This window comes from Streptomyces sp. NPDC007872 (assembly GCF_042868165.1).
In the GTDB taxonomy this organism is placed as follows: domain Bacteria; phylum Actinomycetota; class Actinomycetes; order Streptomycetales; family Streptomycetaceae; genus Streptomyces.
In genome coordinates, this window is record NZ_JBIAEA010000005.1 from 549,654 (window position 1) to 570,366 (window position 20,713).

The window sequence follows — 20,713 nt, forward strand, 5'->3', positions numbered from 1 at the left end:
CATCGTGGGGCGGGGGCGCCGGACGCGTAGCCTCCCTACCTATGAGTACGCACGCCTCTGACCCCCTGGCCGCGCTCGCCTCCCTGCCGGGCGTCGCCGACGCGGTGGACTCCGTACGCAAGGCCGTCGACCGGGTCTACGGCCACCGCGTGATGCGCCGTCGCAGCAACGAGATCTCCTCCGAGGCGGCGCTGCGCGGAGCGCGCGGTTCGGCCGCCCTGTCCGGTGCCGACTGGGCCCTGGAGGAGGTCCGCCGACGCACCGACTTCAGCGCCGACCCCGAGGCCCGCACGGTCGGTGCCGCCCTGCGCCTGGGCGCCGAGGCCGGACAGCTCCTCTCCATCTGGCGCCAGTCGCCGCTGCGCGTGCTCGCCCGCCTCCACCTGGTCGCCGCCGGCGAACCGGACGACTCGGTGGGGCGGCCCCGGCTGGACGGCGAGAAGGTCGACGAGCCGCTGGTCGAGGGCCCGGTGCCGACGCCCGCCGAGGTCGCCGGACGGCTCGACGGCCTCGCGGAGCTGATCGTCGCGGGCAGCGGGGCCCCGGCGCTCGTGACGGCCTCCGTGGTGCACGGCGAGCTGCTCGCGCTGCGCCCCTTCACCTCGTACAACGGCCTGGTCGCGCGGGCGGCCGAGCGGATCGCGCTCGTCGGCAGCGGTCTCGACCCCAAGGCGGTCTGCCCGGCCGAGGTCGGCCACGCGGAGCAGGGCCGGGCCGCGTACCTCGCCGCGTTCGAGGGGTATCTGTCGGGAACGCCGGAGGGCGTGGGCGCCTGGATCGCGCACTGCGGGCGTTCGGTGGAGCTGGGTGTCCGGGAGTCGACGGCCGTCTGCGAGGCGCTCCAGCGCGGCGCGGCCTGAGGGCCGCCTGAGAGCGGGGGGCCGAGCCCGGGTCCGGGGCCGAGCCCGCTTCCGGGGCTGAAAAGGGTTGCGGCGGTACCTCTTCAGGTACCGCCGCTGGCACGTCCACCCAGTTACCAAGCGTCCTCGATATGTGCCCATCAGGCCGGGAACTTTGCCCGTGGCCTGGTGCGGCTGGCCCGTAATCGACGGGTCGACGTCGCGTGGGTACCTAGTTTTCGTGCTAGGTCCGTGGGGCCTTCATGCTCAACAGGTGATCCTCTCGGATGTCCCAGGTCTCGCGGGCCTGATTCCTTTTTACTCCTCTTGGGGTGGAAGCGAAAGTGCTGGTTCCACTTCTCTGGGTTTTGCTCAAATTCGGGCAAAGCCGCCAGGGGTCCGAGAGGCGGCGGGGGCGGCCTGACGGCGTCTGGCGGCGTACCAGACGAGCCCGGCTCCTACGGCTGCCGCCCCCACGGCCGCCGCGGCGACGAGCGCGGGCCGGGGCGGCATCCGGAAATCGGGCAGCCGCTGCTTGAGGCGGACCGGCTTCTCGAAGGAGAGCACCGGCCACTCCCGGGCGACGGCCTCGCGGCGCAGTGTCCGGTCGGGGTTGACCGCGTGCGGGTGGCCCACGGCCTCCAGCATGGGGATGTCGGTCGCCGAGTCGCTGTACGCGTAGCAGCGCGAGAGGTCGTAGCCCTCCGACTCCGCGAGCTCCCGGACGGCCTCGGCCTTCGTCGGCCCGTAGGCGTAGTACTCCACCTCCCCGGTGAAGCAGCCGTCCTCGCCGACCACCATCCGGGTGGCGACGACCCGGTCGGCCCCGAGCATCTCGCCGATCGGCTCGACCACCTCGGCGCCGGAGGTCGAGACGATGACGACGTCCCGGCCGGCGGCGTGGTGGGCCTCGATGAGGGAGGCCGCCTCGTCGTAGATGATCGGGTCGATCAGATCGTGAAGGGTCTCGGCGACGAGTTCCTTCACCTGGGCGACGTTCCAGCCTTTGCAGAGCGCGGAAAGATATTCGCGCATCCGCTCCATCTGGTCGTGATCGGCCCCGCCCGCCAGGAAGACGAACTGGATGTAGGCCGTCCGCAGGGCGGCGCGGCGGCTGATCAGCCCGCCCCGGTAGAAGGACTTGCTGAAGGTCAGCGTCGAGGACTTCGCAATGACCGTCTTGTCCAGGTCAAAGAAGGCGGCTGTGCGCGGCAAGGAGTGGTTTTCCACGAGCCCGAGCATAGGTGCCCGCCATTCGGCGTACGCTGGGGTGCGTGGGTTTGCCTGAGAAGCCTCTCGGGTACACCATGGAAGTCACGGATCGTTCGCGACCGTGCTACCCCGGTCCGGCTCCTCCCCCCCCGAGTCGGCCGGAGAGACGACCCCCGCTCTCCCCCCCGGCGGGGGTCGTCGCATGTCCAGAGCCGTTTTGGGCCTGTGGAACATCGCCCGCTCCCTTCTCTTCGCCCCTCGGCCACGGGTTGGCCATCGGGCTGTCGCACTCTCGATTCCTCACTCAGAGTAACCAGTGGGATGCGTTCCGGGCAGCCCCCGGAGGGGTGGCGCGGTTATTCACAGGCCCTCACTTATCCACAGTTTTTCGGTGAGATCCCCACGATTTCCTGGATGGCCCCACGGTGATTCCTGTCGCGAAGTGCGCGGCCGGAGGGAATCACGAGAGGGGCGTGTGCCGTGGACGCATCCAGGACTTCAGGGGCAGGGGCAGGGGTCGGAGGCGCGGGGCGGGGCCCGTCGGCGCAGGGGGCCGGGGCGCGGGGCGTGGACGAGGTGCGTCGGGCCGGGCCGCTGATCGTCACCGAGGACCTCGGGCTGCTCGATGACCTCCTCCGGCTGTGCGCGGCGGCCGGGGTCGAGCCCGAGGTGCACCACCGGGTGCCGGAGCGGCGGGCGAGCTGGACGGACCCACCGCTCGTCCTGGTCGGTGACGACGCCGCCGCCCGCTGCCGGGGAGCGGTGCGCCGGCCGGGGACCGTCCTCGTCGGGCGCGACCCGGACGACCCGGAGGTGTGGCGCCTCGCCGTGGAGATCGGCGCGGAGTGCGTGCTGCGGCTCCCGGACGCCGAGGGCCTCCTCGTGGACCGCATCGCCGACGCGGCCGAAGGGGTGGGCCGGCAGGCGCTGACCGTCGGCATCGTCGGCGGCCGCGGGGGCGCGGGCGCCTCCACCCTGGCCTGCGCCCTCGCCCTCGCCGCCGCCAGGACCGGGCGGCGCACCCTCCTCGTCGACGGCGACCCGCTGGGCGGCGGCCTCGACGTGCTGCTCGGCGGCGAACGCGAGGAGGGCAGGCGGTGGCCCGACTTCGCCGCCTCGAAGGGCCGGCTCGCGGGCGGTGCCCTGGAGGAGTCCCTGCCGTCGGTGCGGGGCGTCCGGGTGCTGAGCTGGGGCAGGGAGCCCGCGCTGCCGGTGCCGCCGGAGGCCGTGCGGTCCGTGCTCGCCGCCGCGCGCCGCCGGGGCGGGGTCGTCGTGGTCGACCTGCCGCGCGGGGGCGACCTGCCGACCGCCGAGGCCCTGGCCCAGCTCGACCTCGGACTGCTCGTCGTACCTGGGGAGTTGAGGGCCGTTGCGGCGGCCCACCGGGTGGCCGCGACCCTCGGGGCGGCCGTGCGCGACCTGCGGGCCGTGGTGCGCGGGCCGTACGCGACGGGGCTCGACGAGCGGTGGGTCGCCGACGCACTGCGCCTGCCGCTCGTCGGCGAACTCCCCTACGACCCGGGGATCGTGGCCGACCAGGACGCGGGTCTTCCACCGGGCGCCGAGCCCCGGGGGCCGCTCGGCCGCTTCTGCGCCGCCTTCTGGGAGCACGCGCTCACCCCCGGCGGTGCGGCATGACCGGGAACCGGGACGAAGGCGGCGGCACGGGACTGCTGGACGCCGTGCGGCAGCGGCTCGCGGCGAGCGGGGCCGAACCCACCCCGGCCCGGGTCGCGGCGGCGCTGCGGGCCCAGGGACGGCTGCTCGGCGACGCGGAAGTGCTGGGAGCGGCGGAGGAGCTGCGGTGCGAACTGATCGGCACCGGACCGCTCGAACCGCTCCTCGCCGACCCGGCCGTCACCGACGTCCTGGTCTCCGCCCCCGACCGGGTGTGGGTGGACCGGGGCGCCGGACTCGAACGGGTCCCGGTCTCCTTCCCCGACGCGGCGGCCGTCCGCAGGCTCGCACAGCGCCTCGCGGCCGTCGCCGGACGCAGGCTCGACGACGCCCGCCCCTGGGTGGACGCCCGGCTCCCCGACGGCACCCGCATGCACGCGGTGCTGCCGCCGGTGGCGGTCGGCTCGACCTGCCTCTCGCTGCGGGTGGTGCGCCCGCGGGCCTTCTCCCTGGAGGAACTGACCGCGGCGGGCACGGTGCCGCCCGGCGGCGCCGCGGTCCTGCGGGCCCTGATCGACGCCAGGGTCTCGTACCTCGTCAGCGGCGGCACGGGCACGGGGAAGACCACGCTCCTCGCCTCCCTGCTCGGCCTGGTGGGGGAGCGGGAGCGGATCGTGCTGGCCGAGGACTCGGCGGAGCTGCGGCCCGACCACCCGCACGTGGTGCGCCTGGAGGCCCGGCCCGCCAACCAGGAGGGCGCCGGGCTCGTCACCCTGCGGGACCTGGTCCGGCAGGCGCTGCGGATGCGGCCCGACCGGCTGGTGGTCGGCGAAGTGCGCGGCGGGGAGGCCGTGGACCTCCTGGCAGCCCTCAACACGGGCCACGAAGGGGGCAGCGGGACGGTGCACGCCAACACGGCGGCGGACGTACCGGCGCGGCTCGAAGCCCTGGGGACGGCGGCCGGGCTCGACCGGGCCGCCCTGCACAGCCAGTTGGGCGCCGGGCTCTCCGTCGTGCTCCACCTCGTACGGGACCGGGACGGGCGGCGTCGGATCGCCGAGATCCACGTCCTGGAGCGCGACCGGGAGGGGCTGGTCCGGACGGTTCCCGCCCTGCGCTGGGGCGCGTCCGGGTTCGCGCGGGAGCGTGGCTGGGAGCGGCTGAGGACGCTGATCGGAGGGGGAACGTGGTGACGGCGGAGGCGGTACGGGGCGTGGCGCAGGGCGCGGCGGTGCTCTGCGCGGGGCTCGCCCTGTGGTGGGCGGTCGAGCGGCGGCGCGGGACCGGCCGGGCGCGGGCGGTGCTCGCGGGCGGTGTGCCCGAGGAGGCCGGCCGGGGGACCTGGCCGGTGGCGGTCGCGCACGGGTGGGCCCTGCTGCGGGGCAGGCGCGCGTGGCTGTGCCTGCCGGTGGCGGGAGTCCTCGCGCTGCTCGGGGAGTCGCCGCTGCCGCTGGTGGCGGGGGCGCTCGCGGTGCCCCTGGTCGGGCGGCGGCTGCGGGCCGCCGGACGGCGCAGGGAACGGGAGGCGCGGGCCGAACGGGTCGTGGCCCTTTGCGGGGCGGTCGTCGGGGAGCTGCGGGCCGGCTGGCAGCCCGCGCAGGCGTTGTCCTTCGCGGCCCGGGAGACCGGAGCCCTGGGCGACGAGGAGGCACGGGTGCTCGCGGCGGCCCGGTTCGGCGGGGACGTGCCGGAGGCCCTGCGCAGGGCGTCCCGGCAGGACGGTGCCGACGGCCTCGCGGGCATGGCGGCCTGCTGGCAGGTGGCCGTCGACGGGGGCGCCGGCCTGGCCGCCGGGCTCGACCGGCTGGAGGCCTCCTTGAGGGACGGGCACGAGCAGCGGGAGCGGCTGCGGGCCGAACTGGCCGGAGCCTGGGCCACGGTGACCGTTCTCGCGCTGCTCCCGGCGGCGGGGCTCGCCCTCGGCACGGCGCTCGGGGCCGACCCCCTGCGGGTGCTGCTCCACACCCCGGCGGGTCTGGGCTGCCTGGCCGTCGGCGGGGCCCTGGAGGCGGCCGGCCTGTGGTGGGCCGCGCGGATCGTACGGGGAGGCGAGCGGGCGTGATGCCGCTGGACGTTCTTCAGGCGGGGGCGCTCCTGACGGCGGCGGTGTGCCTGTGCGCGCAAGGCGTCCGCGAGGCGCTGCGCGAGCTGGGGGCGCGCCGGACGCGGAGGCGGACGCGGAACCTTCTCGGGGTGCCGGCTCCGCCGCCCCGGAAGGCCCGGGCGGGGTTGCCGCCGTGGGTGGGGCTCTGGGCGGTGCCGGTCGTGGCGGTCGGGCTCGGCTGGGTGCTCTTCGGCGGGATCGCCGGCCTGGGCGTCGGAGTCCTGGTGGCCTGCGGGGTACGGAGACGGCTCCCCGGGCGCCGGGCGTCGACCGATCCGGACGGTGGCGAGGAGGAGGCGGTACGGCATCTGCCGCTGGCGGCCGACCTGTTGGCGGCCTGCGCCGTCTCGGGGGCCGGGCCCGGAGAGGCGGCGGAGGCGGTGGGCCGGTCGCTGGGCGGCCTGCTCGGGGAGCGCCTGTCCCGCACGGCGGCCGAACTGCGCCTCGGCGGCGAACCGGCCGAGGTGTGGGGGAGGTTCGGCGCGATACCGGGTGCCGCGGGACTCGCCCGTTGCCTGGAACGGGCCGGTTCCTCGGGGGCGCCCTCGGCGGAGGCCGTGGCCCGGTACGCGACGGCCCTGCGAGCCGCCCGCGCCCGTACGGCGGCGGCCGGTGCGCGCCGGGCCCAGGTCCTGATCAGCGCGCCCGTGGGGCTCTGCTTCCTGCCGGCCTTCCTGGCGGTGGGGGTGGCCCCGGTGGTGATCGGCCTCGCGACGGGCCTGCTGCACGGATGAGAACGACGACGACACGCGACGACATACGACGAGACACGACGAGTGGAACGGAACGAGGAGGACGACATGGCAGGGACAGGGACAGTGAAGGTGAAGTCGGCAGCGGTGGTGACGGTGGTGACGGCCGTCCTGGGGCGGGCCGGCGGATGGTGGCGGGCGCGACGGGAGGCGGCGCGCCGCGACGCGGGGATGAGCACGGCCGAGTACGCGGTGGGGACGATCGCGGCGGCGGCGTTCGCCGCGGTGCTCTACAAGGTCGTGACCAGCGGAACGGTCTCGGGAGCGCTGGAGTCGATGATCGGGAAGGCGCTCGATGCGTCGTTCTGAGGCGCGTCGTTCTGGGACGGGCCGTTCTGGGACGGGCCGTTCTGGGACGGGTCGTTTCGGAGCGTGCCGTTCCGACCGGGGCTTCGCGACCGTGGAGGCGGCGATGGTCCTGCCCGTCCTGGCGCTGTTCACGGTGACCCTGCTCTGGGCCCTCGCCGCGGCCGCCGCGCAGCTCAAATGTGTGGACGCGGCTCGGGCGGGCGCGCGGTCGGCGGCCCGTTCGGAACCGGTGGCCGCCGCGGAGACGGCCGCGCGGTCCGCGGCGCCCGAGGGCGCCCGGGTGTCGGTGACGCGCTCGGGGGAGCTGTGGCGGGTGACGGTGGAGGCGGCGGCCCCCGGCCCCCGGGGCCTGGGCCTCACCCTGCGGGCGGACGCGGCGGCCCTCGCGGAGGACACCGGCTTCCTCGCGGAGGGCGGCGCGGCGGTGGGTGACTTGGGGTCCGGGACCTCGGGGACCGGGGATTCCGGGCTCGAGGATTCCGGTACCGGGGGCTCGGAAGCAGGAGTTTCAGGGGCCGGGGTCTCGGAGCCCGGGGGACCGCCGTGAAGCCCGGCCGTCACTCACCCGGCCGTCACTCACCCGACCGTCGTGGACCCGGCCGTCGGGACGACCGGGGCGCGGCGACCGTGTGGACGGCGTTCGCGGCCTGCGTGCTGTGCGTGGTGTTCGGGGCGCTGCTCGCGCTGGGCCAGGCGGTGGTGGCCCGGCACCGGGCCGGAGGGGCCGCCGACCTGGCCGTCCTCGCCGCCGCCGACCGGGCCCTGTGGGGCGAAGCCGAGGCGTGTGCCACCGCCTCCCGGGTGGCCGGTGAGCAGGGCGCCGAGCTGGTGCGGTGCGCGGTGCGGGGTGAGCTCGCCGAGGTGACCGCGCGGGTGGTGCGCGGCCCGTACCGGCCGGAGGTCAGGTCCCGGGCGGGGCCTCAGGAGCCCCTGCGGGGTCCGCCGGAGCCGCCTCCCGATCCTCCGGGGCCCAAGGACCCTGCGGAGCCGGCGCCCGAGCCTCAGGCGCCTGCCGTCGGCCTTCCTCCGCCTCCCGGGCACCCTCCGGAGCCGCCTCCCGGTCCTCTGGAAGCGCCTCTCGGCCCTCCGGGACCGTTTCCCGGTCCTCCGGGGCCCCGCGGAGGAGTTCCGTGAGGAGGCGGACCGCGCCGCGTTTGTGGAGGGGGTCGTTGCCGTTGCCGCACTTCGGGGACTGGACGCAGGACGGGCAGCCCGCCTCGCACTCGCAGGAGGCGATGGCCTCCCGGGTGGCCGTCAGCCAGGCGCGGGCCGTGTGGAAGGCCCGTTCGGCGAAGCCCGCGCCGCCCGGGTGCCCGTCGTACACGAAGACGGTGGGCAGCAGGGTGTCGGGGTGGAGCGGCACGGAGACGCCGCCGATGTCCCAGCGGTCGCAGGTGGCGAAGAGCGGCAGCATGCCGATGGAGGCGTGCTCGGCGGCGTGCAGGGCGCCGCCGAGGATCTCCGGGTTGATCCGGGCGGCGTCGAGCTGGTCCTCGGTGACCGTCCACCACACGGCACGGGTGCGCAGGGTGCGGGGCGGCAGGTCGAGCTTGGTCTCGCCGAGCACCTCGCCCGTGATGAGGCGGCGGCGGAGGAAGGAGACGACCTGGTTGGTGACCTCGACGGAGCCGTAGCAGAGGCGGCCGGCTCCCCAGGGGATCTCGGTGTCGGTGTCGAGGACGGAGACGGAGGTGGTGTCGCGGGCGGTGGTGGAGTACGGCGGGACGGCCTCCTCCACGAGGGCCACGGAGTCCTTGAGGTCGAGCTCCCGCACCAGGTAGGTGCGGCCCTGGTGGAGGTGGACGGCGCCCTCGTGGACGGAGGTGTGGGAGGCCGCCTCGTCGACCGTGCCGAGGAGGCGGCCGGTGCCGGCCTCCACGATCCGCACGGGGCTGCCGCCGCCGCCCCGGATGTCGGTGAGGTCGGCGGCCCGCTCGCGGCGGGTCCAGTACCAGCCGGTGGAGCGGCGGCGCAGCAGGCCGGCGGTCTCCAGTTGGGGGAGCAGGCCGGGGACGGCCGGGCCGAAGAGGGCCAGGTCGGGTTCGGTCAGCGGCAGCTCCGCCGCCGCGGCGCACAGATGGGGGGCGAGGACGTAGGGGTTGTCGGGGTCCAGGACGGTCGACTCGACCGGCTGCTGGAAGATCGCCTCGGGGTGGTGGACCAGGAAGGTGTCCAGCGGGTCGTCCCGGGCGACCATGATCGCGAGGGCGCCCTCGCCCGAGCGGCCGGCGCGGCCCGCCTGCTGCCAGAGGGAGGCCCGGGTGCCCGGGTATCCGGCGATCAGGACGGCGTCCAGGCCCGAGACGTCCACGCCCAGCTCCAGGGCGGTCGTGGCGGCCAGGCCCAGGAGTTCCCCGGAGTGCAGGGACCGTTCCAGGGCGCGGCGCTCCTCGGGCAGGTAGCCGCCCCGGTAGGCGGCGACGCGGCGGGCCAGGGCGCGGTCGGTCTCGGCGAGCCGCTCCTGGGCGATCACCGAGATCAGCTCGGCGCCGCGCCGGGAGCGTACGAAGGCGACCGAGCGGACGCCCTGCCGGGTCAGGTCGGTCAGCAGGTCCGCGGTCTCGGCGGTGGCCGTGCGGCGCACCGGCGCGCCGCGCTCCCCGTGCAGCTCGGTCAGCGGCGGCTCCCAGAGGGCGAAGACCAGCTCGCCGCGCGGGGAGGCGTCGTCGGAGACCTCGGTGACCGGCAGGCCGGTGAGGCGGCCGGCGGCCCGGGCGGGGTCGGCGGAGGTGGCCGAGGCGAGGAGGAAGACCGGTTCGGAGCCGTACCGGGCGCAGATCCGGCGCAGGCGCCGCAGCACCTGGGCGACGTGGGAGCCGAAGACGCCCCGGTAGGTGTGGCACTCGTCGATCACGACGTAGCGCAGGGCGCGCAGGAAGGAGGACCAGCGGGGGTGGGAGGGGAGGACGCCCCGGTGCAGCATGTCGGGGTTGGTCAGGACGAGGTTCGCGTACTGGCGGACCCACTCGCGCTCCTCGACCGGCGTGTCGCCGTCGTAGAGGGCGGGGCGGATCCGGTTGCCGAGCGGGGCGGCCAGTTCTTTCACGGCGCGCCGCTGGTCGGCGGCGAGGGCCTTGGTGGGTGCGAGGTAGAGGGCGGTGGCCCCGCGTCCGTTGGGGGCCTCGGAGCCGTCCAGGAGGGTGGTGAGGACCGGGGCGAGGTAGGCGAGCGACTTGCCCGAGGCGGTGCCGGTGGCGATCACCACGGACTCGCCGTCGAGGGCGTGCTCGGCGGCCTCCGCCTGGTGGGCCCACGGGTGCTCGATCCCGGCCTCCCGGATCGCCGCGATCACCTCCGGACGGATGCGGCCCGGCCAGACCGCATGACGACCCGCCCGGGCGGGCATGTGCTCCGTATGAGTGATGCGCGCGGCCCGGCTCTCGCCCGAGGAGAGCCGGTCCAGGACCATGCCGGGAGAGGGGCGGCTGCCCCTGTCCCCGGCGGGACGACTGGGGCGGTGATTCTTGGCCATCGGCATCGAGTGTGTCACTGCCATGACGGACAATGCTTCCAAGGCGTCGTGCATGGCTGTGCGTAAGTGATTGAATGCCATCGCGGCTGGCGATCCGTTCCTCGGCCCCGTCCGGGAGCCCCGAGAGAACGATCGCCCGATAGCAAGGTGCTGGAGGATCCGTGGACCTGTCCCTGTCGACTCGCAATGTGACCGGCGCTGGTGGTGACCGTACGGTCGTCGAGGTCGGTGGCGAGATTGATGTGTATACCGCGCCCAAGCTGCGCGAGCAGTTGGTCGAGTTGGTGAACGACGGCAGTTACCACCTGGTCGTCGATATGGAGAGCGTGGACTTCCTCGACTCCACCGGCCTCGGTGTGCTCGTCGGCGGCCTGAAGCGCGTCCGTGCCCACGAGGGCTCACTGCGCCTCGTCTGCAACCAGGAGCGCATTCTCAAGATTTTCCGGATCACGGGCCTCACCAAGGTGTTCCCGATCCACACCTCGGTCGACGAGGCCGTCAACGCCGTCGACTGAGCCCGGGGGGTTCGCATGGCCACCGTTGAACTCCGCTTCAGCGCCCAGCCCGAGCACGTCCGGACGGCCCGCCTGGTGGCGGCCGCGGTGGCGCGCCGGGCGGGGGTGGACGAGGCGCTCCTCGACGAGGTGCGCCTCGCCGTCGGCGAGGCGTGTTCCCGTGCCGTCGGGCTGCACCGCAGCAACGACGTCACGACCCCCATCCGGGTCGCCCTGACCGAGGAGGAGAAGTCGTTCTCCATCGAGGTCGGCGACGAGGTGCCGGGCGCGGGGGTGGCGGCGGCCGATGCGGTCGGGGTGCCCGGCGCGCGGGCCGCGGCCCCGGCCGAGGACTTCGACGACGCCGACGGCGAGGACGAGATGGGCCTCGCGGTGATCCGCGGGCTCGTCGACGACGTCGAGGTGAGCGCCGGCGCGGACGGCGGCACCCTCCGTATGACCTGGCCGGTGAGCACGGCGGACGTCCTGTCCTGAGGCGTTCCGGTCCTGCGGGACGCGCAAGCGGTAGAAATTCGAGGAGGGGCCCGCGATGCGGGCCCCTCCTCGTCACTCTTCTCCCGCCTTCGGGACAGCCGCGCGGGGGGTTCCGGGTCCCCGTATGTGCCGGTTCGTCTCCCTATGATCCGTCCCCATGGACCGATCCGTCCCCATGGACCCCCCTCCCCCCGTCTCCCTCGCCGCGGCGGTGCTCACGAGCGGGAACCGGACGATCGTGGTCGTCGTCGCGGCCGTCGCCCTCGCCGCGCTGGTCGTCGCCTGGTTCTTCGCCCGCCGGGTGCTCGCGGCCGGTGAGGGCACCGAGAGGATGCGGGAGATCGCCGCCGCCGTGCAGGAAGGGGCCAACGCCTACCTCGCGCGGCAGCTCCGTACCCTCGCCGTCTTCGCCGCCGTCGTGTTCCTGCTGCTCCTCGCGCTGCCCGCCGACACCTGGTCGCAGCGGGCCGGGCGCTCCCTGTTCTTCCTGGTCGGGGCGTTGTTCTCGGCGGTCACCGGGTACCTCGGCATGCGACTCGCCGTACGGGCGAACGTCCGGGTCGCCGCGGCGGCCCGGGACGCCGCTCCGGCACCGGGCGAACCGGAGCGGGACCCGGACGGGGCCGCGCACCGGGCCGTGCGGATCGCCTTCCGCACGGGCGGGGCCGTCGGCATGTGCACCGTCGGCCTCGGGCTGCTCGGCGTCGCCTGCGTCGTCCTCGTCTACGCCGCCGACGCGCCCAAGGTCCTGGAGGGGTTCGGACTCGGCGCGGCCCTCATCGCCATGTTCATGCGCGTGGGCGGCGGCATCTTCACCAAGGCCGCCGACGTCGGCGCCGACCTGGTCGGCAAGGTCGAGCAGGGCATCCCCGAGGACGACCCGCGCAACGCCGCCACCATCGCCGACAACGTGGGGGACAACGTCGGCGACTGCGCCGGCATGGCGGCCGACCTCTTCGAGTCCTACGCCGTGACCCTGGTCGCCGCGCTGATCCTCGGCAAGGCCGCCTTCGGCGACCACGGCCTCGCCTTCCCCCTGATCGTCCCCGCGATCGGCGTGGTCACCGCCGTGATCGGCATCCTCGCCGTCTCGCCCCGGCGGACCGACCGCGGCGGGATGAGCGCGATCAACCGCGGCTTCCTCGTCTCGGCGGTGGTCTCCCTCGCGCTCGTCGCCGTCGCCGCCTTCACGTACCTGCCGTCCACCTACGCCGGCCTGGAGGGCGTCACCGAGCCCGGCCTGCGCGAGCACGGGGGCGACCCGCGCGTCCTCGCCCTGGTCGCCGTCGCCCTCGGCATCGTCCTGGCCGCGCTCATCCAGCAGCTCACCGGCTACTTCACCGAGACGAGCCGGCGGCCCGTGCGGGACGTCGGCAGGTCCTCGCTCACCGGCCCCGCGACCGTCGTCCTCGCGGGCGTGGCCCTCGGCATGGAGTCCGCCGTCTACACGGCGCTCCTGATCGGGCTCACCGTCTACGGGGCGTTCCTGCTCGGCGGGACCTCGGTCGTGCTGGCGCTCTTCGCGGTCGCGCTGGCCGGGACGGGCCTGCTCACCACCGTCGGCGTGATCGTCGCGATGGACACCTTCGGACCGGTCGCGGACAACGCCCAGGGCATCGCGGAGATGTCCGGGGACGTCCGGGGCGCGGGCGCGCGGGTCCTGACCGACCTGGACGCGGTCGGCAACACGACCAAGGCCGTCACCAAGGGCATCGCCATCGCCACCGCCGTCCTGGCGGCCTCGGCGCTCTTCGGCTCGTACCGGGACGCCATCGCCACCTCGGTCGCGGAGGTGGGCGCGCGGGCGGGTGGGCTCACCCTCTCCATGGACATCTCGCAGCCGAACAACCTCTTCGGCCTGATCCTCGGCTCCGCGGTCGTCTTCCTCTTCTCGGGGCTCGCGATCAACGCCGTGTCCCGGTCGGCGGGATCGGTGGTGTACGAGGTGCGGCGGCAGTTCCGCGACCACCCCGGGATCATGGACCACACCGAGAAGCCGGAGTACGGGCGGGTCGTCGACATCTGCACCAAGGACGCGCTGCGCGAACTCGCCACGCCCGGGCTGCTCGCCGTGACGGCCCCGATCGCGGTGGGCTTCGCGCTCGGCGTCGGCCCGCTCGGCGCGTACCTCGCCGGGGCGATCGGCACGGGGGCGCTGATGGCGGTCTTCCTCGCCAACTCCGGCGGCGCCTGGGACAACGCGAAGAAGCTGGTCGAGGACGGGAACCACGGCGGCAAGGGCAGTGAGGCGCACGCGGCGACCGTCATCGGGGACACCGTCGGCGACCCGTTCAAGGACACGGCGGGGCCGGCGATCAACCCCCTCCTGAAGGTGATGAACCTGGTCGCGCTCCTCATCGCCCCGGCCGTCGTGCGGTTCGGGCACGGGGACGACGCGAATCCCTGGGTACGGGCGGCCGTCGCCGCGGTCGCGCTGCTCGTGGTCGTCCTCGCCGTGCTCCTCTCCAAGAGGCGCTCCGTGGAAGCCGCCTGACCGGGTGGCCGCTTGACGGGGCGTCCTCCTGACGGGGCGTCCGTCTGACGTGGCATCCGTCTCATTCACGGAGACGGCGGGGTACGTGAGCGGTCTCTCCCTTGGTTCAAAAGACTTCAATACGGGACGAATCAGTCGTACGAAAGGTGGAAGTAGCCCGTTCGGCGTGTATGTTCCGGGGCCGAGAGCCTTGGAAGGGACCGATCCGGTGAACAAGAAGCTTGCGGCCGCACTGTCCGGCGGCGCGGTACTGGTGCTCGCGCTGTCGGGTTGCAGCGACGACGAGGGCAACAAGGTGGAGGACTGGGCGAAGACGTTCTGCGACCAGGCCAAGCCCCAGATCCAGAAGCGGGCCGACGCCCACCAGATCATCATCTCGACGGCGGCCGACAGCAAGCCCGCCGAGATCCAGGCCGCGGACTCGAAGGCGTTCCAGGACATCGCCGACGCCGACCGCGCCCTCGCCAAGGCCGTCGAGAGCGCCGGCGCCCCGCCCGTGGAGAACGGCGAGAAGATCAAGCAGGACGCGGTCAAGGAGCTCAACGAGACCGCGGTGGCCTACGAGGGCCTCAAGAAGCAGGTCGACGCGCTGGACCCGTCGAACCAGCAGAAGTTCGCGGACGGCCTCCAGAACGTCGCCAACGGGCTGACCAGGATCGAGAAGATGGACCAGAACGCCCTGGCCAAGCTGGAGGGGGGCGAGATCGGGCAGGCGATGGCCAAGCAGCCCGGCTGCCAGAAGCCCACCGCCTCGACCCCGCCGAAGCCCTCGGGCTCCGCCTCCCCGGGGGCCGGCTCCACCGCGGACGCGGGCGGCGCCGCCGAACCCACGGGGAAGGCCTCCGCGGAGCCGGACGGCAAGGCGCCCGCCGGGCCGAGCGACAAGGCGTCCGCGAAGCCGAGCGCGAAGGCCACGGCCACCAAGAGCGAGGAGTAGGCCTCCCGGCTGTTTCGACGGGGCGGTCGTCCGACGGGGCGGTCGTCCGATGGGGCGGTCGTCTGACGGGGCGGCCGTTCCGATGTCGGTAACCGCCGTCGTCCCGACGCCGGTGGCCGTCGTCCCGACGCCGGTGGCCGCCGTCCCGATGTCGGTGGCCGCCGATGTCGGTGGTGGCCGTCACAATGGGCGGGTGAGTACGACCAGCCTGACTTCCCGCCTCCCGGCGCCCGCGCACGCCGCCCGTCTGCGCGAGGCGCTGCTCGCCGCCGACTTCACCGCCGACGGCCTGCTCGACCTGCTCGGCGCCCCCGCCTACGCGGCGCTCGCCCGCAGCGAGACCGTGCCCGCCCTGCGCGCCACCGGCGGCGGCACCCCGCTGGAGACCCTCGTCCGGCTCTTCCTGCTCCAGGAGCCCGTCGAGCACGCCCGGGCCGCCGCCGCGCTCCCGCTGGACGAGGCCGTCGCCGACGGCTGGGTGGTCCGCGAGGACGACACCGTGCACGCCACCGTCGACGTCCGGCCCTACGGCGGGCCCGACGGCGAGGACTGGTTCATCGTCTCCGACCTGGGCTGCGCGGTCGGCGGCGCCGGAGGCATCGGCAAGAAGGACGAGGGGGTCGTCCTCGGCGTCGGCGGGGCCTCCACCACCCTGGCCGGCATCACCGTCCGCACGCCGGTCTCCGCCGCGCTCGACCTCGGCACCGGCTCCGGCATCCAGGCGCTGCACGCCGCCCAGCACGCCACCCGGGTCACCGCCACCGACCTCAACCCACGCGCCCTGGACTTCACCCGGCTCACCCTCGCCCTCTCCGGGGCCGCGGAGGCCGAGCTGGTCGCGGGCTCGCTCTTCGAGCCGGTCGGGGACGACACGTACGACCTGATCGTCTCCAACCCGCCGTTCGTGATCTCCCCCGGTGCCGGACTCACCTACCGGGACGGCGGAATGGGCGGCGACGACCTGTGCCGCACGCTCGTGCAGCAGGCGGGCGAGCGGCTCGACGACGGCGGGTACGCCCAGTTCCTCGCCAACTGGCAGCACGTGGACGGCGAGGAGTGGCAGGAGCGGCTGCGGTCCTGGGTGCCGCGCGGCTGCGACGCCTGGATCGTGCAGCGGGAGGTCCAGGACGTCACCCAGTACACCGAGCTGTGGCTGCGGGACAGCGGCGACCACCGGGGCGACCCGGCCGCCTACCGGGCCGCGTACGCCCGCTGGCTCGACGAGTTCGAGGCCCGCAAGACGCGGGCGATCGGCTTCGGCTGGATCACGATCCGGCGGAACGGAGCGGTGGCCTCCGGCGCGGTCGAGCCCTCGATCGTGATCGAGGAGTGGCCGCACCCGGTCGAGCAGCCCCTCGGGCCCGCCGTCCGCGCCCACTTCGAGCGCCAGGACTACCTGCGGACCCACGACGACGCGGCCCTCCTCGCCGACCGGTTCGCGCTCGCGCCCGAGGTGGTCCAGGAGCAGGTCGGCCTGCCCGGCGCCGAGGACCCGGAGCACGTGGTGCTCCGGCAGAACCGGGGGATGCGCCGCGCGACCCGGGTGGACCACGTCGGCGCCGGGTTCGCCGGCGTCTGCGACGGCACCCTCAGCGCGGGCCGCATCCTCGACGCCATCGGCCAGTTGACGGGCGAGGACCCGGTCCTGCTGCGGGACCGCACCCCGCAGGCGATCCGCCTCCTCGTCGAGGAGGGCTTCCTGCTGCCCGTCGGCGAAGGGGCGGCGCAGGAGGGCGTCTGACGCGGAAGGAGGGCGTCTGACGCGGATCGAGCCGGGTCGACACCGGCCGACCCCGCGCCGGCTCGTCGAGGACGAAGTGCTGCTCCGGGCCGGGCCGTTCCCGCCGAGGGCGTCGACGCGCTGTTCGCGGGGCTGGAGAGCCGGGACCGCCGTCCTCGTCCTCGGCCGGGTGGAGCGCCGGGTCCGTGCCGTCGCCCCCCTCGCCCCCGCCTGAGGGCCCTCCTCCGAAGGACCGGGCAGACACGTTCCGTTTCCTCGGTACCGCCCGGCCCGCGGCCGTCGGCGGAGCGCTCTCCCACCGGGCGCCGTCCGACCGGGCCGCCCCGCCGGTGTCCGTCGGAACACTGCCGGTCGGACCGCTCCTCCAGGTTCTCCGCTTCGTCTGCCCGGACAGGAACCGGGTGTCGCCGACGACTGCTTCCACTTCGTCGGAAACGCCGTCCCCGCGGCTTCCGCCTCCCGCGGGTACGGCGGCACGACGGCCGTCGCCGACGAGGGCCGGTACGACCCCTTCGGCGCCGTCCTGCTCCCGCCCCGGCACAGGACCCGCTCCGGGCCGGACGAGCCCTCCCGTACGTCCTCGACGCGATGCGAGGAGGGAAGGGAGTGACATGAGTGACAGGAGAGGGGGCAGGTGGGGGAGCGGCAGGTCGAAGGAGGGGCGAGGGGCAGGTCACTACCGGCCATCTTCGTGAAACCCGGCCGGGTGGCCCACGGCGTTCACCCGGAGTTCGCGCCCGCGTCTTCCGGGGGTGCGAGCCTCCCCTCCGGGAGACGAACACCGCAGGCGAACGGGGTGGGGTACGGGTATGGAGAGCGGGCCGGCGATCTTCGCGGGAGCGGCGTTCACGCTGTTCGGAGGCGCGCTGCTGCTGTGGACCACCGTGCGCGTGCTGCACCGCGAGCCCGTCGCCCTCGGCGTCCCCCCGCGCGCCGCCGTCGCGCTGACGAGCCTCTCCGGCGCCGCCTCCCTCGCCCTCGGCGTCTGGTGCTTCGGCCGCCTCTGAGCACCCTCCGGGCACTCCGCTCCGGTACCGTCGCCGATCCCCGGCGCGCATCCCTCGCCCCGCCGGTCCGGGAGTCCGGGCGGCAGGAATGCCAGGACTCGGGTTACCGTTCGAGTGGCCGTTGCGGGCTTTCGCCGTTTGACACGGGGGCGGGTTGTACCGTCACACTCCGCAGCGACGGGAGCGTCACCGTCCGTGCCGCTGCCGTGCGTGCCGGCGCCGTACGGGCCCGGTGCGCGTCCCGTACGTGCGCCCCGTACGTGTCCAGAGAGTGCCGAACCGGAGAGAAGAGCGAAGTTGTCCCCGACCAGCGAGACCGCACACGGCGGCCGCCGACTCGTCATCGTCGAGTCGCCTGCCAAGGCGAAGACGATCAAGGGCTACCTCGGCCCCGGCTACGTCGTCGAGGCGAGCGTCGGGCACATCCGCGACCTCCCCAGCGGCGCCGCCGAGGTGCCCGAGAAGTACACCGGCGAGGTGCGCCGCCTCGGGGTCGACGTCGAGCACGACTTCCAGCCCGTCTACGTCGTCAACGCCGACAAGAAGGCGCAGGTCAGGAAGCTCAAGGAGCTGCTCGCCGAGTCCGACGAGCTCTACCTCGCCACCGATGAGGACCGCGAGGGCGAGGCCATCGCGTGGCACCTCCAGGAGGTCCTGAAGCCCAAGGTCCCGGTCCACCGGATGGTCTTCCACGAGATCACCAAGGACGCGATCCAGGCCGCCGTCGCCAACCCGCGCGAGCTCAACCAGCGCATGGTCGACGCCCAGGAGACCCGCCGCATCCTCGACCGCCTCTACGGCTACGAGGTCTCGCCGGTCCTGTGGAAGAAGGTCATGCCCCGGCTCTCCGCCGGCCGCGTGCAGTCCGTCGCCACCCGGCTCGTCGTCGAGCGCGAGCGCGAGCGCATCGCCTTCCGCTCCGCCGAGTACTGGGACCTCACCGGCACCTTCGGCACCGGCCGCACCGGTGACGCCTCCGACCCGTCCTCGCTGGTCGCGCGCCTCGCGTCGGTCGACGGCCGGCGCGTCGCGCAGGGCCGCGACTTCGGCCCCGACGGACGCCTGAAGACCGCGAACGTGCTCCACCTGGACGAGCAGAACGCGCGGGCGCTCGCCGCCGCGCTGGCCGACACGGCGTTCGCCGTGCGCTCGGTCGAGTCGAAGCCGTACCGCCGCTCCCCGTACGCCCCCTTCCGGACCACGACCCTCCAGCAGGAGGCGAGCCGCAAGCTGGGCTTCGGCGCGAAGGCGACCATGCAGGTGGCGCAGAAGCTGTACGAGAACGGCTTCATCACCTACATGCGTACGGACTCCACGATCCTCTCCGACACCGCCGTCTCGGCGGCCCGGGCGCAGGTCACGCACCTGTACGGCGCCGACTACCTGCCGGAGAAGCCGCGCGTCTACGCCGGCAAGGTCAAGAACGCGCAGGAGGCGCACGAGGCGATCCGGCCTTCGGGTGATCGTTTCCGCACTCCGGCGGAGACCGGTCTGACCGGCGACCAGTTCAAGCTGTACGAGCTGATCTGGAAGCGGACCGTCGCCTCCCAGATGAAGGACGCGACCGGCAACTCGGTCACCGTGAGGATCGGCGGCCGGTCCTCCGACGGCCGCGACGCCGAGTTCAGCGCGTCCGGCAAGACCATCACCTTCCACGGCTTCATGAAGGCGTACGTGGAGGGGGCCGACGACCCGAACGCCGAGCTCGACGACCGCGAGCGGCGCCTGCCGCAGGTCGCCGAGGGCGACCCGTTGACCGCCGAGGAGATCACGGCGGACGGCCACGCGACCAAGCCGCCGGCCCGCTACACCGAGGCCTCGCTGGTCAAGGAGCTGGAAGAGCGCGAGATCGGCCGCCCGTCGACGTACGCCTCGATCATCGGCACCATCCTCGACCGCGGCTACGTCTTCAAGAAGGGCACGGCGCTCGTGCCGTCCTTCCTGAGCTTCGCCGTCGTCAACCTCCTGGAGAAGCACTTCGGGCGGCTCGTCGACTACGACTTCACCGCCCGCATGGAGGACGACCTCGACCGCATCGCGCGCGGCGAGGCCCAGGCCGTGCCGTGGCTGAAGCGCTTCTACTTCGGCGAGGGCGCGACCTCCGGCGAGGGCGGCGCGGCGGACGCCGGGAACGGCGACGGCGACCACCTCGGCGGCCTCAAGGAGCTCGTCACCGACCTCGGCGCCATCGACGCGCGGGAGATCTCCTCCTTCCCCGTCGGCAACGGCATCGTGCTCCGCGTCGGCCGCTACGGCCCGTACGTCGAGCGCGGCGAGAAGGACGCCGAGGGCCACCAGCGCGCCGACGTCCCCGACGACCTCGCGCCCGACGAGCTGACCGTCGAGCTCGCCGAGGAACTGCTCGCCAAGCCGAGCGGCGACTTCGAGCTGGGCACCGACCCCGCCAGCGGCCACCAGATCGTCGCGAAGGACGGCCGCTACGGCCCGTACGTCACCGAGATCCTGCCCGAGGGCACTCCGAAGACCGGCAAGAACGCGGTCAAGCCGCGCACGGCCTCGCTCTTCAAGTCGATGTCCCTCGACACGGTGACCCTGGAGGACGCGCTCAGGCTGATGTCCCTGCCCCGGGTCGTCGGCGCGGACGCCGAGGGCGTCGAGATCACCGCGCAGAACGGCCGCTACGGCCCGTACCTGAAGAAGGGCACGGACTCGCGGTCGCTCACCGACGAGGAGCAGCTCTTCACGATCACGCTCGACGAGGCCCTCGCGATCTACGCCCAGCCGAAGCAGCGGGGCCGGGCCGCGGCCAAGCCGCCGCTGAAGGAGCTGGGTACCGACCCGGTCAGCGAGAAGCCCGTGGTCGTCAAGGACGGGCGCTTCGGCCCGTACGTGACGGACGGCGAGACGAACGCGACGCTGCGGACCGGCGACAGCGTGGAGACGATCACGCCCGAGCGCGGTTACGAGCTGCTCGCGGAGAAGCGGGCCAAGGCGCCGGCGAAGAAGGCCGCCAAGAAGGCGCCGGCGAAGAAGACCGCCGCGAAGAAGACCGCCGCCAAGAAGACCGCGGCGAAGACGGCCACCACCGCCAAGAAGACGGCGGCGAAGAAGACGACGGCCACGAAGAAGACGGCGGCGGCTTCGGCCGCGGAGAAGGCCGAGTAGGCGGAACGGGCGCCGCGTCGGGCGTCTCGTGACGACGGTGAAGGGGCGGAGACCACCGGTCTCCGCCCCTTCACCGTTCCTCCCGCATTCCTCCTGTCACAGCCTCGTCCGGAT

16 protein-coding genes and 1 pseudogene are annotated in these 20,713 nt (G+C 74.1%); 15 read left to right on the forward strand and 2 right to left on the reverse strand.

Features of this window, described 5'->3' with window-relative positions:
- The first annotated feature begins 41 nt into the window (after nt 1–41).
- A complete protein-coding gene (locus tag ACFYNX_RS21150; protein WP_365539314.1) occupies nt 42–860 on the forward strand; it encodes an oxidoreductase in 819 nt (272 codons plus the stop codon).
- A 351-nt stretch (nt 861–1,211) separates the two neighbouring features.
- Here ACFYNX_RS21150 and ACFYNX_RS21155 read toward each other — a convergent pair whose 3' ends face one another.
- Nucleotides 1,212–2,081 carry an HAD family hydrolase gene (locus ACFYNX_RS21155; protein ID WP_388663219.1) on the reverse strand — a complete coding sequence of 290 codons (870 nt, stop codon included), beginning with the start codon at nt 2,079–2,081 and terminating at the stop codon, nt 1,212–1,214.
- A 537-nt stretch (nt 2,082–2,618) separates the two neighbouring features.
- Here ACFYNX_RS21155 and ssd point away from each other — a divergent pair.
- From ssd to ACFYNX_RS21190, 7 genes and pseudogenes are all read left to right on the forward strand, one after another.
- Nucleotides 2,619–3,689 carry a septum site-determining protein Ssd gene (ssd, locus tag ACFYNX_RS21160; protein WP_388663221.1) on the forward strand — a complete coding sequence of 357 codons (1,071 nt, stop codon included), beginning with the start codon at nt 2,619–2,621 and terminating at the stop codon, nt 3,687–3,689.
- Nucleotides 3,686–4,861 (forward strand): TadA family conjugal transfer-associated ATPase, encoded by a 1,176-nt coding sequence (locus ACFYNX_RS21165; RefSeq protein ID WP_388663223.1) that lies wholly within the window; start codon nt 3,686–3,688, stop codon nt 4,859–4,861. The genes ssd and ACFYNX_RS21165 overlap by 4 nt, the downstream gene beginning before the upstream one ends.
- The gene (locus ACFYNX_RS21170; RefSeq protein WP_388663225.1) at nt 4,855–5,730 is read left to right on the forward strand and encodes a type II secretion system F family protein; all 876 of its coding nucleotides are present in this window, start codon (nt 4,855–4,857) and stop codon (nt 5,728–5,730) included. The genes ACFYNX_RS21165 and ACFYNX_RS21170 overlap by 7 nt, the downstream gene beginning before the upstream one ends.
- The gene (locus ACFYNX_RS21175) at nt 5,730–6,506 is read left to right on the forward strand and encodes a type II secretion system F family protein (RefSeq protein WP_388663431.1); all 777 of its coding nucleotides are present in this window, start codon (nt 5,730–5,732) and stop codon (nt 6,504–6,506) included. The genes ACFYNX_RS21170 and ACFYNX_RS21175 overlap by 1 nt, the downstream gene beginning before the upstream one ends.
- A 66-nt stretch (nt 6,507–6,572) precedes the next feature.
- Nucleotides 6,573–6,833: a DUF4244 domain-containing protein gene (locus tag ACFYNX_RS21180; protein ID WP_388663227.1), complete on the forward strand. Its 261-nt coding sequence runs from the start codon at nt 6,573–6,575 to the stop codon at nt 6,831–6,833.
- A gap of 103 nt (nt 6,834–6,936) precedes the next feature.
- Nucleotides 6,937–7,380: a TadE family type IV pilus minor pilin gene (locus ACFYNX_RS21185; RefSeq protein ID WP_388663229.1), complete on the forward strand. Its 444-nt coding sequence runs from the start codon at nt 6,937–6,939 to the stop codon at nt 7,378–7,380.
- Nucleotides 7,381–7,496: 116 nt separating this feature from the next.
- Nucleotides 7,497–7,694: pseudogene (locus ACFYNX_RS21190) on the forward strand (Rv3654c family TadE-like protein); the annotation flags it as partial.
- A 40-nt stretch (nt 7,695–7,734) separates the two neighbouring features.
- Here ACFYNX_RS21190 and ACFYNX_RS21195 read toward each other — a convergent pair.
- On the reverse strand, nt 7,735–10,386 hold the full coding sequence (locus tag ACFYNX_RS21195) for a DEAD/DEAH box helicase (protein ID WP_388663231.1): 2,652 nt from the start codon (nt 10,384–10,386) through the stop codon (nt 7,735–7,737).
- A gap of 80 nt (nt 10,387–10,466) precedes the next feature.
- On the opposite strand from ACFYNX_RS21195, the gene ACFYNX_RS21200 reads away from it, so the two are divergent.
- From ACFYNX_RS21200 to topA, 7 genes are all read left to right on the forward strand, one after another.
- Entirely contained in the window at nt 10,467–10,820 is a 354-nt protein-coding gene (locus ACFYNX_RS21200; protein WP_030205962.1) for an STAS domain-containing protein, read from the forward strand.
- A 15-nt stretch (nt 10,821–10,835) separates the two neighbouring features.
- Nucleotides 10,836–11,294 carry an ATP-binding protein gene (locus ACFYNX_RS21205; protein WP_365539290.1) on the forward strand — a complete coding sequence of 153 codons (459 nt, stop codon included), beginning with the start codon at nt 10,836–10,838 and terminating at the stop codon, nt 11,292–11,294.
- Nucleotides 11,295–11,451: 157 nt separating this feature from the next.
- Entirely contained in the window at nt 11,452–13,788 is a 2,337-nt protein-coding gene (locus tag ACFYNX_RS21210; protein ID WP_388663234.1) for a sodium-translocating pyrophosphatase, read from the forward strand.
- Between the two features lie 208 nt (nt 13,789–13,996).
- Entirely contained in the window at nt 13,997–14,725 is a 729-nt protein-coding gene (locus tag ACFYNX_RS21215) for a small secreted protein (protein WP_388663236.1), read from the forward strand.
- Nucleotides 14,726–14,918: 193 nt separating this feature from the next.
- Complete coding sequence (locus ACFYNX_RS21220) at nt 14,919–16,466, forward strand: methyltransferase (RefSeq protein ID WP_388663238.1); 1,548 nt, start codon at nt 14,919–14,921, stop codon at nt 16,464–16,466.
- 809 nt (nt 16,467–17,275) lie between these two features.
- On the forward strand, nt 17,276–17,473 hold the full coding sequence (locus ACFYNX_RS21225) for a hypothetical protein (RefSeq protein WP_125657989.1): 198 nt from the start codon (nt 17,276–17,278) through the stop codon (nt 17,471–17,473).
- A 297-nt stretch (nt 17,474–17,770) separates the two neighbouring features.
- Nucleotides 17,771–20,599 carry a type I DNA topoisomerase gene (topA, locus tag ACFYNX_RS21230; protein WP_388663240.1) on the forward strand — a complete coding sequence of 943 codons (2,829 nt, stop codon included), beginning with the start codon at nt 17,771–17,773 and terminating at the stop codon, nt 20,597–20,599.
- The last annotated feature ends 114 nt before the right edge of the window (nt 20,600–20,713 follow it).